Consider the following 12,742-nt stretch of genomic DNA (forward strand, 5'->3'; position numbering starts at 1 on the left):
ATCGGCGGCCTGGACTCACATCTTCGGCATGCCGCCGGGGAACATGCTGCCCATGCCGCGCATCATCTTGGCCATGCCACCTTTGGCGGTGACCTTCTTCATCATTTTCTGCATCTGCTTGTGCTGCTTGATGAGACGGCCGACGTCCTGCACCTGGGTACCAGAGCCCAGCGCGATGCGGCGCTTGCGCGAGCCGCTGATCACGTCGGGATCGCGACGCTCCGCAGGCGTCATGGAGTTGATGATCGCCTCCATCTGCTTGAACTGTTTTTCTGCGGCGTTCTGCGCGTTGCCCATCTGCGCCAGGTTGACCCCACCCAGCATGGGCAGCTTGTCCATCAGGCCGCCGAGGCCGCCCATGTTCTTCATCTGTTGCAGTTGGTCGCGGAAGTCTTCGAGGTCGAAGCCTTTGCCTTTCTTGATCTTCTTCGCGAGCTTCTCGGCCTTCTCGCGATCCATGTTCTGCTCGGCCTGCTCGATCAGGCTGAGTACGTCACCCATGCCGAGGATGCGCGAGGCGACACGATCCGGGTGGAAGGGGTCGAGAGCTTCGGTCTTCTCACCCATGCCGAGGAACTTGATCGGCTTGCCAGTGATGGCGCGTACCGAAAGCGCGGCACCGCCACGGGCGTCACCGTCGACCTTGGTCAGCACCACGCCGGTCAGCGGCAGGGCATCGTTGAATGCCTTGGCGGTATTGGCGGCGTCCTGGCCGGTCATGGCGTCGACCACGAACAGGGTTTCCACCGGCTTGATGGCGGCGTGAACCTGCTTGATCTCGTCCATCATCTCGGTGTCGACGTGCAGGCGACCCGCGGTGTCGACGATGACGACGTCAATGAACTTCAGCTTCGCTTCCTGGATCGCCGCCTGGGCAATCGCCACCGGCTTCTGGCTGGTGTCGGACGGGAAGAAGGTGACGTCGATGTCGTTGGCCAGGGTTTCCAGCTGCTTGATGGCCGCCGGGCGGTAAACGTCCGCGGAAACCACCAGCACGGATTTCTTCTTGCGCTCCTTGAGGAAGCGCGCCAGCTTGCCAACCGTGGTGGTCTTGCCCGCACCCTGCAGGCCAGCCATCAGGATCACCGCCGGCGGCGCCGAGTTCAGCGCCAGGTCCTCGTTGGCGGCGCCCATCAGCTCGACCAGTTCGGCCTGGACGATCTTCACGAAGGCCTGGCCCGGGGTCAGGCTCTTGGAAACCTCGGTACCGACCGCTCGATCCTTGATCTTGGCGACGAAGTCTTTCACCACCGGAAGGGCGACGTCGGCCTCGAGCAGGGCCATGCGCACCTCGCGCAGGGTGTCCTTGATGTTGTCCTCGGTCAGCTTGGCCTTGCCGGTGACATGGCGCAGCGTCTGTGAGAGGCGGTCGGTTAGGTTTTCAAACATGCGCGTTCCTTTCGGGCTCTCATGAGCCCCGGCTGAGCTTGCGGCAGGCGGCGGAGTATAACGAAGAGTCGGCGTTGCCGACACCGCCAGCGGTCTTTCACCGTCAAGCCTTGTATGCCACACTCACTGCCTTTCGGGCTTGCCTTACAAGGACTTATGCACCCTCTGCTGCCCAGCCTCCTGGCTGCATTCCTCTATATGGGCACCACTGGCTACCAGGGCTTTCGCCTCAGCCAGCGCACCACGCCGGACAAACGCCTGCTGATCCTCGGCAGCGGCCTGGCCCTGCTCGCCCATTGCGCCGCTCTCTTTTTCCAGCTGCTGACCCCTGCCGGGCTCTATCTGGACTTCTTCAATGCCGCCAGCCTGATCGCCGCCGCGGTGATCCTGCTGACCATAGTGGCGGTTGCACGGATTCCCATCGAGAACCTGCTGCTCCTGCTGTTACCGCTCGGCGCCCTGACGGTGCTTGCGGCGGCGCTGGTACCGGGCGGCACGTCCCAGGCCATCAATGAGCAACCAGGCATCCTCGCGCATATCCTGCTGTCGATCCTGGCCTATGGCCTGCTGACCATGGCGGTTTTCCAGGCCCTGCTGTTGCTGCTGCAGGACCATCAGCTCAAGCACAAGCACCCGTCCGGGCTGATCAAGAACTTCCCCGCCCTGCAAACCATGGAAAGCCTGCTGTTCGGTTTCCTGAGTGCTGGCTGGTGCCTGCTGTCGCTGTCGCTGATCTCCGGCTGGGTGTTCGTGGACAATCTGTTTGCCCAGCATCTTGCACACAAGACCATCCTTTCCTGCATCGCCTGGGTCGTATTCGGCGTGCTGCTGTGGGGCCGCCACCAGCTCGGCTGGCGCGGACACAAGGCCATCCGCTGGACCCTGGCAGGTTTCTGCCTGTTGATGCTGGCGTATTTCGGCAGCAAGCTGGTCCGCGAATTCATCCTCCACGTCTGACGATCCCATGCACGGACTGCTCGCCGGCCTCCTCCTTGGAATCACCCTCTCCCTGGTAGCCGGCGCGGTGGTCGCCTGGCTGGCCACACGCCGTCGCCATGGCGTGGAAATCCAGCCGCAGTCCCGTTTGCCGGTGGCCGTGACCGACGCACTGCAACGGGTCACCATCAGCTCCATCATGATTCCCCGCAGCGAAATCCAGGGGATCGACCTGGACGCTTCGCAGGAAGAACTCCTCGCCCAGCTGCAGAACGCCACCCACACGCGCCTGCCGCTGTACCGCGAAGACATCAACCAGATCGAAGGCATCCTCCACCTGCGCCAGCTGCCACGCCTGCTGACCGAAGGTCCGACCACCGCCGAGCAGCTGATGGCGGTGAGCCGCGAGACCTACTTCGTGCCGGAAAGCACGCCGCTGCTGACGCAACTGGTGAATTTCCAGAAGCAGAAGCGCCGCCTTGGCATCGTGGTCGACGAATACGGCGATGTGGTGGGCCTGGTCAGCCTGGAAGACATCTTCCAGGAACTGGTGGGTGAATTTGGCAGCCTGGAAGACTTCGCCCCCAACCCGGGCATCCAGTCCCGCGAAGACGGCCGCTATGAGCTGGACGGATCGCTGCACCTGCGCGAACTCAACCGGGTACTCGGCTGGCACCTGCCCTGCGACGGGCCGAAGACCCTCAACGGCCTGATCACCGAAGCCCTGGAACAGATTCCCGACTCCAGCGTGTGCCTGAAGGTCGGCCCTTATCGCCTGGAAATCCTCCAGTCCGGCGAAAACCGCGTGCAGCGCGTGCTCGCCTGGCGCGCCGGGCTTACGCCGAAGGCCTGATCGCCACCCTCCGCTGACCGTTCCAAGCCCGAAGAAAACCGCGATAGCCGCCCCGGCTTCATGCGCTCAGATCCAGCGCCAGATCTTCCGTCTCCCGGGTCGACTGAACCGATGCGATGAACCAGTCCGCCAGCGACTCGCCCCAGACGCGATAGCCGAGTGGAGACGGATGGTAGCCATCCAGCGCCAGGAACTCCGGGCGCATCTCCAGGCGTGTAGCACAGCAGGCAATACCCTCACGCTCCGCCAGCGCCCGTAGTTGGCTATCCAGCAAGCTGGCACGCCAGCCGAGCAACTGGCGCAACAGCCAGGGCAATGCAGTGAAATGCTGCAGCGGTGGCACGCCGGCCAGCGCGACTTGCGCACCACGCCCGACGAAATGCTGCGCCATTCCCTTCAGGGCCTCCTGCCAACGGCGACTGGAGCTGAAATGGGTGGTGTCGTTGACGCCGAAGACCAGCAGCACCAGGTCGACAGGTTCATCCGCCACCTGCGGCAGGAGCCGCTCCAGAGCCTCGCCCGCCGTGATGCCGTTCTCGCCGCAGGCACGCCAGGCCACGGGGCGCCGCAGGCGCATGGCCAGGGCCGAGGCCAACTGGCCGGCCAGGGCGAAGTCCAGGCAGGAAGCGCCGACTCCGGCAACGGTGGATTCACCAATCAATAGAAGTCGCAGGGGTTCGCCTTCCAGTTCGCTTCCTGCAAGCCCCCGCTCTGGCCCGGCGGCGGGCGACAGGCGCAGTGCGGTACGGCGGGTATGCATGGCCATGGGCAGTGCCAGGGGTAGCAGCGGCAGCGCGGCAACCCACCAGAACCACATGGCCAGGCGCATCACAGCTTGACGTCGACCGCCTGCGCGGAACGGGTCGCCTTGGCCCGCGCCAGATCGGTGGACTCGTCCCGCGCCAGGGCAACGCCCATGCGGCGCTGACCGTCCACTTCGGGTTTACCGAACAGACGCAGCGCGGTATCCGGCTCGCTGAGCGCCGCGCCCAGGTTGCCGAAGCTGACCTGGCCGGACGTGCCTTCCACCAGTATCACCGCCGAGGCGGACGGGCCTGTCTGGCGGATGGCCGGGATCGGCAGGCCGAGGATGGCTCGTGCGTGCAGGGCGAATTCGGAGAGGTCCTGGGAAATCAGCGTCACCAGGCCGGTGTCGTGGGGACGCGGCGAAACCTCGCTGAACCACACCTGGTCGCCCTTGATGAACAGCTCCACGCCGAACAGACCGCGGCCACCCAGGGCCTCGGTCACCGCCTGGGCAATGCGTTCCGACTCGGCCAGGGCCTTCGGACTCATCGCCTGGGGCTGCCAGGACTCGTGGTAGTCACCCTTCACCTGACGATGACCGATAGGCGCGCAGAAGCTGGTACCACCGATGTGACGCACGGTGAGCAGGGTGATTTCGTAATCGAAGTCGATGAAACCTTCGACGATGACCCGTCCCTTGCCGGCGCGACCGCCTTCCTGGGCGTAATCCCAGGCGGCCTTCAGGTCGGCGTCGGACTTGAGCACCGACTGGCCCTTGCCAGAGGAACTCATGATCGGCTTGACCACGCAGGGGTAGCCGACGCTGGCCACCGCCGCGCTGTAGTCCTCGAAGGTATCGGCGAAATGATAGGGCGAGGTGGGCACGCCCAGTTCCTCGGCGGCGAGGCGGCGGATGCCTTCCCGGTTCATCGTCAGCTGGGCTGCGCGGGCAGTGGGCACCACGGTAAAGCCTTCGGCTTCCAGCTCCACCAGGGTCGCGGTGGCGATCGCCTCGATCTCGGGCACGATGTAATGCGGCTTCTCCTGCTCGATCACGGCGCGCAGGGCCGCACCGTCCAGCATGCTGATCACGTGGCTGCGATGCGCCACCTGCATGGCCGGGGCATCGGCGTAGCGGTCGACGGCGATCACTTCACAGCCGAGGCGCTGCAGTTCGATCACCACCTCCTTGCCGAGCTCGCCGGAGCCGCACAGCAGTACACGGGTCGCGCTGGGCGACAAGGGGGTTCCAATACGGGGCATGTCGTTTCCTCGGGGAGTCAAGAAGCCTGGGACGGAGAGCTGATGAACAGGCCGCTGGCCTTGGCGCGCTCGAAACAGCGGGCCAGGACTTCGCGGCGTTCGGCGTTGTCCATGCGGCCCCAGCGGGTGATTTCGTCGGCGGTGCGCTGGCAACCACCGCAGATGTCATGGTCGTCCAGCACACAGACCTGCACGCAGGGGGAGCGGACGGGGCGTTCAGCGTCCATCAGTTGTCCTGTTCGGTCAGATCGCGGGCATAGCGCTGGGCATTGTGTACGTAGTGGGCGGCACTGGCTTCGAGCATCTTCTTCTGTTGCTCGGTCAGCTCACGCACCACCTTGCCGGGAGAGCCCATGACCAGCGAACCGTCCGGGATCTCCTTGCCTTCGGGAATCAGTGCGTTGGCGCCGATGATGCAGTACTTGCCGATCTTCGCGCCGTTGAGCACCACGGCATTGATGCCGATGAGACTGAAGTCGCCCACTGAGCAACCGTGCAGCATGGCGTTGTGGCCGATGGTGACGGAGCGGCCGATGTTCAGCGGATAGCCCATGTCGGTATGCATCACGGTGCCGTCCTGGACGTTGCTGTTCTCACCAATGTGGATCAGCTCGTTATCGCCGCGCAGTACGGCGCCGAACCAGACGCTGGCACCGGCATCCAGGCGCACCTTGCCCACCAGGGTGGCAGTCGGGGCGGTCCAGCTGTCGGGATGGGTTTCGACCTGGGCGGTTCCAAGGCGGTATTTCATCAGGCGCTCCTCGAACGGGGCTTATTTGAGTTTTATGAAGCTCGCGGGGGCGCGGGTCATATCGATGTCGGCGTCATAGACCAAGTTGACCAGCTCGATGACCATGATCGCCGTCAGGCCCCAGATCTTGTATTCGCCGTACTGATAGCTGGGGACGTACCAACTACGGCCGAGGTAATCGATGCGGTGGGTCACCTGCCGCGGATCGTCGCGGAAGAACGCCAGCGGCACGCTGAAGACCGAGTCGATCTCGCCGTCGTTGGCCTTGTACTGGACGAAGTCCGGGACCAGCCCGACATACGGGGTGACCTTGATGCCATGGCGGGAAACCAGCGGGCTCAACGGGCCGATCACTTCCACCAAGCCTGGCGGCAGGCCCACTTCTTCCTCCGCCTCGCGCAGTGCAGTCTGGATCAGGTCCGCATCCTCGGGGTCGCGACGACCGCCGGGAAAGGCCACCTCACCGCCATGGGTGGACAGGCCACTGGCGCGCAGGGTCAGGACAAGCTCGGGCTCGTCGCTGCGCGTGATGGGCACCAGCACCGCCGCTTCAGGGAAGTCGTGATCGGTTTCCAGGGTTCTCGGGGAGTAGCTCTGCACACGACGGAGCAGGTCATCCAGCATGGATTTTCTCGTTGTTCTCGACTGCCGGGCATCATGGCATGAACCTCCGGGCCGCCCAAGTCCCACGCCGACAGGTCGCACCATTCACCATCCTTGGTTTGCCCGGTACGCCGCTTGCCGTGCAACACCGTGCCGCGCCAAGATGAGCGCCTGCCCCCGAGGAACGACGATGAAATACTGCAGCCAGTGCGGCGCCCCGGTCGCCCAGCGCATTCCCGATGGCGATAACCGCCTGCGCTACGTGTGCGACAGCTGCCACACGGTCCACTACCAGAATCCACGCATTGTCGCCGGCTGCCTGCCGGTCTGGGGTGAGCAGGTGCTGCTCTGCCGCCGCGCCATCGATCCGCGCAAGGGCTACTGGACCCTGCCCGCCGGCTTCATGGAAAACGGCGAGACGATGGAACAGGCCGCCACCCGCGAAACGCTCGAAGAAGCCTGCGCGCGGGTACGCAATCTCAACCTCTATACGCTGTTCGACCTGCCGCACATCAGTCAGGTGTACACCTTCTTCCGCGCCGAGCTGGTGGACCTGGACTTCGCCGCCGGTGACGAAAGCCTGGAGGTGCGTCTCTTCCACGAAAGGGATATTCCCTGGTCGGAGCTGGCTTTTCCGACCGTGGGCCGTACCTTAGAATGCTACTTCGCCGACCGCGCCGGGCAGGTCTTCCCGGTGCGCAACGAGCCACTCGCTCCGTTGCTGGCCTACTACAAAAAAGCCTGACCACTAATCTGCTGACTTGAACACTGTGGGGTTGCTGTGCCGATGCGCTGGTTGCTAGTCGTACTTTCCATGAGCCTTGCCGCTCTCGCCCAGGCGAGCACCACGCCGACGATGGTTGATAAATCCATCGACAAGGTCCTGGTGGTGAAATCGGAGCGCAAACTATTGCTGATGAATCGCGGCGACATTCTCAAGTCCTACCGCATCTCGCTCGGCAAGCAACCACTTGGCCCGAAGCTGCGCGAAGGGGACCAGCGCACGCCCGAAGGCTTCTACTGGATCGACTGGCGCAAGACCAGCGACAAGTTCAACCTGTCCCTGCACATCTCCTACCCCAACGCCCGCGACGCAGCGAAGGCCAGGGACAAGGGCGTGACGCCGGGCGGCATGATCATGATTCACGGCACACCGCTGGATGAGGAATACCCTGAATGGTATTTCCACAGCCTGGACTGGACTGAAGGCTGCATCGCCATGAAGAACTCGGATATGCGCGAAATATGGAGTCTGGTAAGGGACGGGACGCTGATCGAAATCCGCCCCTGAACCGAACTTCTGCGAAAAAGGCGCCATCTGGCGCCTTTTTCTTTTTTCTCGCAGGAATCAGCCAAAGCTCGACGCAGGCTGGAAGCCTTTTTTCAGGCAGACTCAGGCCGAGGCGGCCAAAGGGCGAAAGCTGAAATAGAATCGCAGGGCGTCAATCAGGTCGGCGTATTCCGACGGCGGCGCCACCAGCGAGAAACCGGAATCGTAGTGGCCAGGCGTCACATCCTCGTGGCACCACTGGCAGGTGGCATAGAAATCGATGAAGTGCAGCTGCCCATCCTTGCCCGGAATCTTCAACTGCATATCGAAGCGCGCACCCACCAGCATGGGCAGCTGGCTGATCAGCATCAGGCCGTCCATGGAAACATTGCCCAGGTAACCCATGGGCTTGTCGGTGATTCGATTGAACACCTTCAGGTAATAAGGCAGCTGATGGCGTTCGATATGGCGCTTGGTAGGCATGATATCAAATCGCTATTGGTGGCACTTCAGTATGAACTCGTTGTAACCCCAGACCAACCTTCAATTGCAATCGCGGGAGATGCTCTCGCCAAGCTTGCGACGGTAGGTTTCGATCTGTTCATCAGTGTAGTACTGGCGTTCGCCACGCTCGTCGAGCCGGTAGAACGGTCCGCCGTGATTCAAATCGTCCTGCTGCGAACGCAACCGGCTGCACACCTTCTGTTGCCGCGCCCGCGCCTCCGTAGCCCGATCCGCCGCGGCAGCCTGTTCCTGGCGGCGCGCATCGAAGACCTTCTCAGTGCGCGCCTCACGCTCACGAGTCGCCTGATCGCGTTCGATTACCTGGGGCTTTACCGAGACCGGTTCGGCGCCCTCCCTGGGTGTCTCGCTGAAATGCACTTGTCCCTGGGCATCAGTCCAGCGATAGATCTCGGCACCGGCAATGGCCGGAACCAGCAACAGACAGCACAGCAGGTAGCGCATTCCAGCGTTCCTCGGATTGACGCTCAGCTTAGCCCCGGCCGGGCCCAGCTCAAGCTGGCAACGACCGACGGCCGGGTTACGGGTCAGAGCGGTGCGACGCTGGCCTTGGCAGAACTGCCGGTGAGGCGGCCGAGCTGCTGCAGGGTCTCCAGGCGCGCCTTGGCCCGGTAGGCGTACTCGCTGGCGGGATAGCGGGCAATGATGAACTGGTAGGTCTGCGCCGCATCGACGAACAGGCTCTGGCACTCCAGGCACTGGCCACGAAGCAAGGAGATTTCCGGTTGCAGGTACTGGCGGGAGCGGCTCTTGCGCTCGGCTTTGGACAGTTCGAGCATCACGTCCTCGCAATTCCCCCTCTCATAAGAGCGATAGGCGTTGTTCAGGTGATGATCGAGGGACCAGCGGGTGCAACCGCCCACGGCCGCCAGCAGGGTCAGAATGATCAGGGTTCGCATGGATAATTCCTCCGTCCCACGGGATATCGGCTGGGAGCGCCACTTCTTCAGGCCGCTGGGCGAACGAGAAGAGCGAAGCATAACCTCCGATTGGACCTGCTGGCGCGCCCCTCGAATGGCAAGCGGCCACTGCTAGACTGCGGACGTCGCCCAAGGACACGGTTCCGTCATGCACTCCACGCGCCCCGCCCTCCTCACCCTGTGCCTGCTGCTGGGCGCCTGTTCGCCCACCACCCCGCTGTTCATTGCCCAGGTCACCACCAATGAAGTAGTGGAGTACAAGACCATGAAGAGCAAGCGAATGGCCGCGGCGGTGGAAGAAGAAGGCGATCTGCTGACCTACAGCGCCATGGCCATTCGCGACGCGAAGAGCCCCGAGGCGGAGGAGCTGTATCTGGTCGGCTACCGCGACGACAAGTTCAGCGACGATGTTCGCGCCATCACCCTGTACCAGATCGGCCTCATCTACATGAGCCGCTACAACGAACAACGGGACGACACCAAAGCCCTGGGCTACCTGGAACGGGTCCTCGACGAATTTCCCAGCAGCCGCGCAGCCCAGCGCGCCGAAGCGCGCATCCTGGTCATCCGCCAACGCGCCGGGGAGCCGGTGCAGAAGAGTTCCCGCGAACTCCTCGCCACCTGGCAGCCGAGCAACAACCTGGACCTCTACAAGCCGGGGCTGGACCCGGACATGACCCTCCTCTCGCGTCGAGCCGTACTCAAGGACCGCGTGGCCGAAGCCGAAGAGCTCTACCTGCTGGCACTGTCCGATGCCCACGTACAGCCGGACATCAAGGAGAAGGCGCTCTATCAGCTGGGGCTGATGTACCTGGCGCCGGACAATCCCCACGCCAGTCGCGACAAGGCGATCGGCTATTTCCGTCGGCTGCTGGTGCAGTTCCCGAACAGCGATCTGGCCAGCAAGGCTTCACAACACCTCGATCAGGCCCTCAACCAGAGCCGCCCCTAGCGCCGGCCAGCGCTCCACCTGAAACAATTCAGCGGGTAGTGCACAGGAACAATGACTACAGTTTTCTCGCGTAGTAGCCTCGCGCTCTGCTTGAAAAATGGAGTCTTCGCATGCCTTTCCGCCGCACCAAAATCGTCGCCACCCTCGGCCCGGCCAGCAACTCCCCGGAGGTCCTGGAGCAACTGATCATCGCGGGCTTGAACGTCGCCCGCCTGAACTTCTCCCACGGCAGCCCCGAAGAACACAAGGCACGCGCCCGCCTGGTCCGCGAACTGGCCGCCAAGCACGGCCGCTTCGTCGCCCTGCTCGGCGACCTGCAAGGCCCGAAGATCCGCATCGCCAAGTTCGCCAACAAGCGCATCGAACTGAAGGAAGGCGACAGCTTCCGCTTCTCCGTCACCCATCCGCGTGACGCCGGCAGCCAGGAAGTGGTGGGCATCGACTACCCGGACCTGATCAAGGACTGCGGTGTCGGCGACGAGCTGTTGCTGGACGACGGCCGCGTGGTGATGCGCGTCGTCTCCACCACCGCTGACGAGCTGCACTGCACCGTGCTGATCGGCGGCCCGCTGTCCGACCACAAGGGCATCAACCGTCGCGGCGGCGGCCTGACCGCACCGGCGCTGACCGCCAAGGACAAGGCCGACATCAAACTGGCTGCGGAAATGGACCTGGACTACCTGGCCGTTTCCTTCCCCCGTGACGCCGCCGACATGGAGCTGGCTCGCCGCCTGCGCGACGAGGCCGGTGGCAAGGCCTGGCTGGTGGCCAAGATCGAACGCGCCGAAGCCGTGGCCGACGACGAAGCCCTCGACGGCCTGATCCGCGCCAGCGACGCCGTCATGGTGGCCCGTGGCGACCTGGGCGTGGAAATCGGTGACGCCGAACTGGTGGGTATCCAGAAGAAGATCATCCTGCACGCCCGCCGCTACAACAAAGCCGTGATCACCGCGACCCAGATGATGGAGTCGATGATCCACAGCCCGATGCCGACCCGCGCCGAGGTTTCGGACGTAGCCAACGCCGTGCTCGACTACACCGACGCCGTGATGCTGTCGGCCGAAAGCGCCGCCGGCGAATACCCGGTCGAGGCCGTACAGGCCATGGCGCGCATCTGCCAGGGCGCCGAGAAACACCCGGACACCCGCCGTTCCCACCACCGCGTCGGCCAGACCTTCGACCGTTGCGACGAAAGCATCGCCCTGGCGTCGATGTACACCGCCAACCATTTCCCGGGCATCAAGGCCATCATCTGCCTGACCGAAAGCGGCTACACCCCGCTGATCATGTCGCGCATCCGTTCCTCCGTGCCGATCTTCGCCTACTCCCCGCACCGCGAAACCCAGGCCCGCGTGGCGCTGTTCCGTGGCGTGGAGACCATCCCCTTCGACGCCGCCGCGCTGCCGCCGGAGAAGGTCAGCCAGATGGCCGTGGACGAACTGCTGCAACGCGGCGTGGTGACCAAGGGCGACTGGGTGATCCTGACCAAGGGTGACAGCTACACCACCCAGGGCGGTACCAACACCATGAAGATCCTCCACGTCGGCGACCTGCTGGTCTGACCTGCCTGGAATGAAAAAAGCCGCCCTTCGGGGCGGCTTTTTTGTTTGCGCAATTGGGGATCAGGAATCTTGTGGGGGCGAATTCATTCGCTCTGCAGGCCGCAGGCCTGCCCTCCAACGCTGGAGGGGGGCAGCAAGCTGCCCTTAGCGAATGAATTCGCCCCCACAGTCAAAGAGCTGGTGTCACACGAACTTCGAGAAATCCGGCTTGCGACGCTGGGTGAAGGCCGACAGCGCTTCGACCGCCTCAGGCGAACGCAGGCGCTGGCTGAACAGTTCGCCCTCCTCCGAGATCACCCGACGCAATTCCTCACGACCCGGTGCCTGCATCAGGCGCTTGCTCGCGATCAAGGCCGAAGGCGCCAGGTCGAGGAATCGCAGCGCGGCCTCGCGAGCGCGGGCCAGGGTCGCAGCACCATTCTCCAGGGCGGCGTTGGCGATACCCCAGTTGGCAGCCTGCTCACCAGTGAAACCTTCGCCCAACAGCAGCAGCTCAGCCGCTTTCGCGTGACCCAGCAGGCGCGGCAGGATCAGGCTGGAACCGAACTCGGGGCACAGGCCAAGGCTGACGAACGGCATCTTCAGCTTCGCATCGCAGCTCACATAGACCAGATCGCAGTGCAGCAACAGGGTAGTGCCGATACCTACTGCCGGACCACTTACCGCCGCCACCACCGGCTTGGGGAAGTCGAACAACGCGCGCATGAACTGGAACACCGGGCTGTCCATTCCGCTCGGCGGTTCCTGCAGAAAGTCCACGATGTCGTTGCCGCTGGTGAAGCACTCTTCGCTGCCGGTGATCAGCACCGCCCGTACGCCAGTGTCGTCCCGCGCGGCATCCAGTACTTCGGCCATGCCGCTGTACATGGCGCGGGTCAGGGCGTTCTTCTTGTCCGGGCGGTTCATGCGCAGCGTCAGCAAGCCCTGCTCGCGCTCGACCAGAATGTGCTCACTCATGGCAAATCCTCGATTGG

At 63.7% G+C, this 12,742-nt stretch carries 16 protein-coding genes; 6 read left to right on the forward strand and 10 right to left on the reverse strand.

All coding sequences use genetic code 11. The features are described from left to right. Positions 1–15: 15 nt before the first annotated feature. Complete coding sequence (gene ffh, locus DM872_RS15815; RefSeq protein WP_179060374.1) at positions 16–1,389, reverse strand: signal recognition particle protein; 1,374 nt, start codon at positions 1,387–1,389, stop codon at positions 16–18. Between the two features lie 156 nt (positions 1,390–1,545). On the opposite strand from ffh, the gene DM872_RS15820 reads away from it, so the two are divergent. Together DM872_RS15820 and DM872_RS15825 are read left to right on the forward strand one after the other, a co-directional pair. Then, on the forward strand, positions 1,546–2,346 hold the full coding sequence (locus DM872_RS15820) for a cytochrome C assembly family protein (RefSeq protein ID WP_179060375.1): 801 nt from the start codon (positions 1,546–1,548) through the stop codon (positions 2,344–2,346). A gap of 7 nt (positions 2,347–2,353) precedes the next feature. After that, the gene (locus DM872_RS15825) at positions 2,354–3,178 is read left to right on the forward strand and encodes a transporter associated domain-containing protein (RefSeq protein WP_179060376.1); all 825 of its coding nucleotides are present in this window, start codon (positions 2,354–2,356) and stop codon (positions 3,176–3,178) included. Positions 3,179–3,236: 58 nt separating this feature from the next. Here the strand turns inward: DM872_RS15825 and DM872_RS15830 are convergent, their stop codons facing one another. Genes DM872_RS15830 through DM872_RS15850 form a run of 5 tightly spaced genes read right to left on the reverse strand, consistent with a single transcriptional unit; the run spans position 3,237 to position 6,563 of the window. Further along, positions 3,237–4,010, reverse strand: coding sequence for an SGNH/GDSL hydrolase family protein (locus tag DM872_RS15830; RefSeq protein ID WP_179060377.1), 774 nt, complete (start codon positions 4,008–4,010; stop codon positions 3,237–3,239). Then, positions 4,007–5,188: a formate-dependent phosphoribosylglycinamide formyltransferase gene (purT, locus tag DM872_RS15835; protein ID WP_179060378.1), complete on the reverse strand. Its 1,182-nt coding sequence runs from the start codon at positions 5,186–5,188 to the stop codon at positions 4,007–4,009. Before purT ends, DM872_RS15830 begins: the two co-directional genes overlap by 4 nt. A 17-nt stretch (positions 5,189–5,205) precedes the next feature. Continuing rightward, entirely contained in the window at positions 5,206–5,415 is a 210-nt protein-coding gene (locus DM872_RS15840) for a DUF1289 domain-containing protein (RefSeq protein WP_179060379.1), read from the reverse strand. Next, positions 5,415–5,939, reverse strand: a complete 525-nt coding sequence (locus DM872_RS15845; RefSeq protein ID WP_179060380.1) for a gamma carbonic anhydrase family protein — start codon at positions 5,937–5,939, stop codon at positions 5,415–5,417. The genes DM872_RS15840 and DM872_RS15845 overlap by 1 nt, the downstream gene beginning before the upstream one ends. Before the next feature lie 21 nt (positions 5,940–5,960). Further along, entirely contained in the window at positions 5,961–6,563 is a 603-nt protein-coding gene (locus DM872_RS15850) for a CoA pyrophosphatase (RefSeq protein WP_179060381.1), read from the reverse strand. 169 nt (positions 6,564–6,732) lie between these two features. On the opposite strand from DM872_RS15850, the gene DM872_RS15855 reads away from it, so the two are divergent. Both DM872_RS15855 and DM872_RS15860 read left to right on the forward strand, forming a co-directional pair. Next, entirely contained in the window at positions 6,733–7,287 is a 555-nt protein-coding gene (locus DM872_RS15855; RefSeq protein ID WP_179060382.1) for an NUDIX hydrolase, read from the forward strand. Positions 7,288–7,329: 42 nt separating this feature from the next. Next, positions 7,330–7,833, forward strand: a complete 504-nt coding sequence (locus tag DM872_RS15860) for a L,D-transpeptidase family protein (protein WP_179060555.1) — start codon at positions 7,330–7,332, stop codon at positions 7,831–7,833. Between the two features lie 102 nt (positions 7,834–7,935). Here DM872_RS15860 and DM872_RS15865 read toward each other — a convergent pair whose 3' ends face one another. The 3 genes from DM872_RS15865 to DM872_RS15875 form a co-directional block, all read right to left on the reverse strand. After that, entirely contained in the window at positions 7,936–8,295 is a 360-nt protein-coding gene (locus tag DM872_RS15865) for a PilZ domain-containing protein (RefSeq protein ID WP_077526741.1), read from the reverse strand. Positions 8,296–8,355: 60 nt separating this feature from the next. Continuing rightward, positions 8,356–8,778, reverse strand: coding sequence for a DUF4124 domain-containing protein (locus DM872_RS15870; protein ID WP_179060383.1), 423 nt, complete (start codon positions 8,776–8,778; stop codon positions 8,356–8,358). 83 nt (positions 8,779–8,861) lie between these two features. Beyond that, on the reverse strand, positions 8,862–9,233 hold the full coding sequence (locus DM872_RS15875; protein WP_179060384.1) for a tetratricopeptide repeat protein: 372 nt from the start codon (positions 9,231–9,233) through the stop codon (positions 8,862–8,864). A gap of 169 nt (positions 9,234–9,402) precedes the next feature. On the opposite strand from DM872_RS15875, the gene DM872_RS15880 reads away from it, so the two are divergent. Together DM872_RS15880 and pyk are read left to right on the forward strand one after the other, a co-directional pair. Further along, positions 9,403–10,206, forward strand: a complete 804-nt coding sequence (locus DM872_RS15880; RefSeq protein ID WP_179060385.1) for a tetratricopeptide repeat protein — start codon at positions 9,403–9,405, stop codon at positions 10,204–10,206. Positions 10,207–10,316: 110 nt separating this feature from the next. Next, positions 10,317–11,768, forward strand: coding sequence for a pyruvate kinase (pyk, locus tag DM872_RS15885; protein ID WP_179060386.1), 1,452 nt, complete (start codon positions 10,317–10,319; stop codon positions 11,766–11,768). Between the two features lie 183 nt (positions 11,769–11,951). Here pyk and DM872_RS15890 read toward each other — a convergent pair whose 3' ends face one another. Continuing rightward, a complete protein-coding gene (locus DM872_RS15890; protein WP_179060387.1) occupies positions 11,952–12,725 on the reverse strand; it encodes an enoyl-CoA hydratase in 774 nt (257 codons plus the stop codon). Positions 12,726–12,742 lie beyond the last annotated feature (17 nt).

The sequence above is a fragment of the Pseudomonas taiwanensis genome (assembly GCF_013393345.1).
In the GTDB taxonomy this organism is placed as follows: Bacteria; Pseudomonadota; Gammaproteobacteria; order Pseudomonadales; family Pseudomonadaceae; genus Metapseudomonas; species Metapseudomonas resinovorans_C.

Bases quoted from the DNA above. Each gene is read 5' to 3' on its own strand.
- DM872_RS15875 (WP_179060384.1), bottom strand. From the start codon at position 9,233: ATGCGAACCCTGATCATTCTGACCCTGCTGGCGGCCGTGGGCGGTTGC.
- DM872_RS15890 (WP_179060387.1), bottom strand. From the start codon at position 12,725: ATGAGTGAGCACATTCTGGTCGAGCGCGAGCAGGGCTTGCTGACGCTG.
- DM872_RS15870 (WP_179060383.1), bottom strand. From the start codon at position 8,778: ATGCGCTACCTGCTGTGCTGTCTGTTGCTGGTTCCGGCCATTGCCGGT.
- DM872_RS15880 (WP_179060385.1), top strand. From the start codon at position 9,403: ATGCACTCCACGCGCCCCGCCCTCCTCACCCTGTGCCTGCTGCTGGGC.
- DM872_RS15855 (WP_179060382.1), top strand. From the start codon at position 6,733: ATGAAATACTGCAGCCAGTGCGGCGCCCCGGTCGCCCAGCGCATTCCC.
- DM872_RS15825 (WP_179060376.1), top strand. From the start codon at position 2,354: ATGCACGGACTGCTCGCCGGCCTCCTCCTTGGAATCACCCTCTCCCTG.
- purT (WP_179060378.1), bottom strand. From the start codon at position 5,188: ATGCCCCGTATTGGAACCCCCTTGTCGCCCAGCGCGACCCGTGTACTG.
- pyk (WP_179060386.1), top strand. From the start codon at position 10,317: ATGCCTTTCCGCCGCACCAAAATCGTCGCCACCCTCGGCCCGGCCAGC.
- DM872_RS15820 (WP_179060375.1), top strand. From the start codon at position 1,546: ATGCACCCTCTGCTGCCCAGCCTCCTGGCTGCATTCCTCTATATGGGC.
- DM872_RS15840 (WP_179060379.1), bottom strand. From the start codon at position 5,415: ATGGACGCTGAACGCCCCGTCCGCTCCCCCTGCGTGCAGGTCTGTGTG.
- DM872_RS15860 (WP_179060555.1), top strand. From the start codon at position 7,330: ATGCGCTGGTTGCTAGTCGTACTTTCCATGAGCCTTGCCGCTCTCGCC.
- DM872_RS15850 (WP_179060381.1), bottom strand. From the start codon at position 6,563: ATGCTGGATGACCTGCTCCGTCGTGTGCAGAGCTACTCCCCGAGAACC.
- DM872_RS15865 (WP_077526741.1), bottom strand. From the start codon at position 8,295: ATGCCTACCAAGCGCCATATCGAACGCCATCAGCTGCCTTATTACCTG.
- ffh (WP_179060374.1), bottom strand. From the start codon at position 1,389: ATGTTTGAAAACCTAACCGACCGCCTCTCACAGACGCTGCGCCATGTC.
- DM872_RS15845 (WP_179060380.1), bottom strand. From the start codon at position 5,939: ATGAAATACCGCCTTGGAACCGCCCAGGTCGAAACCCATCCCGACAGC.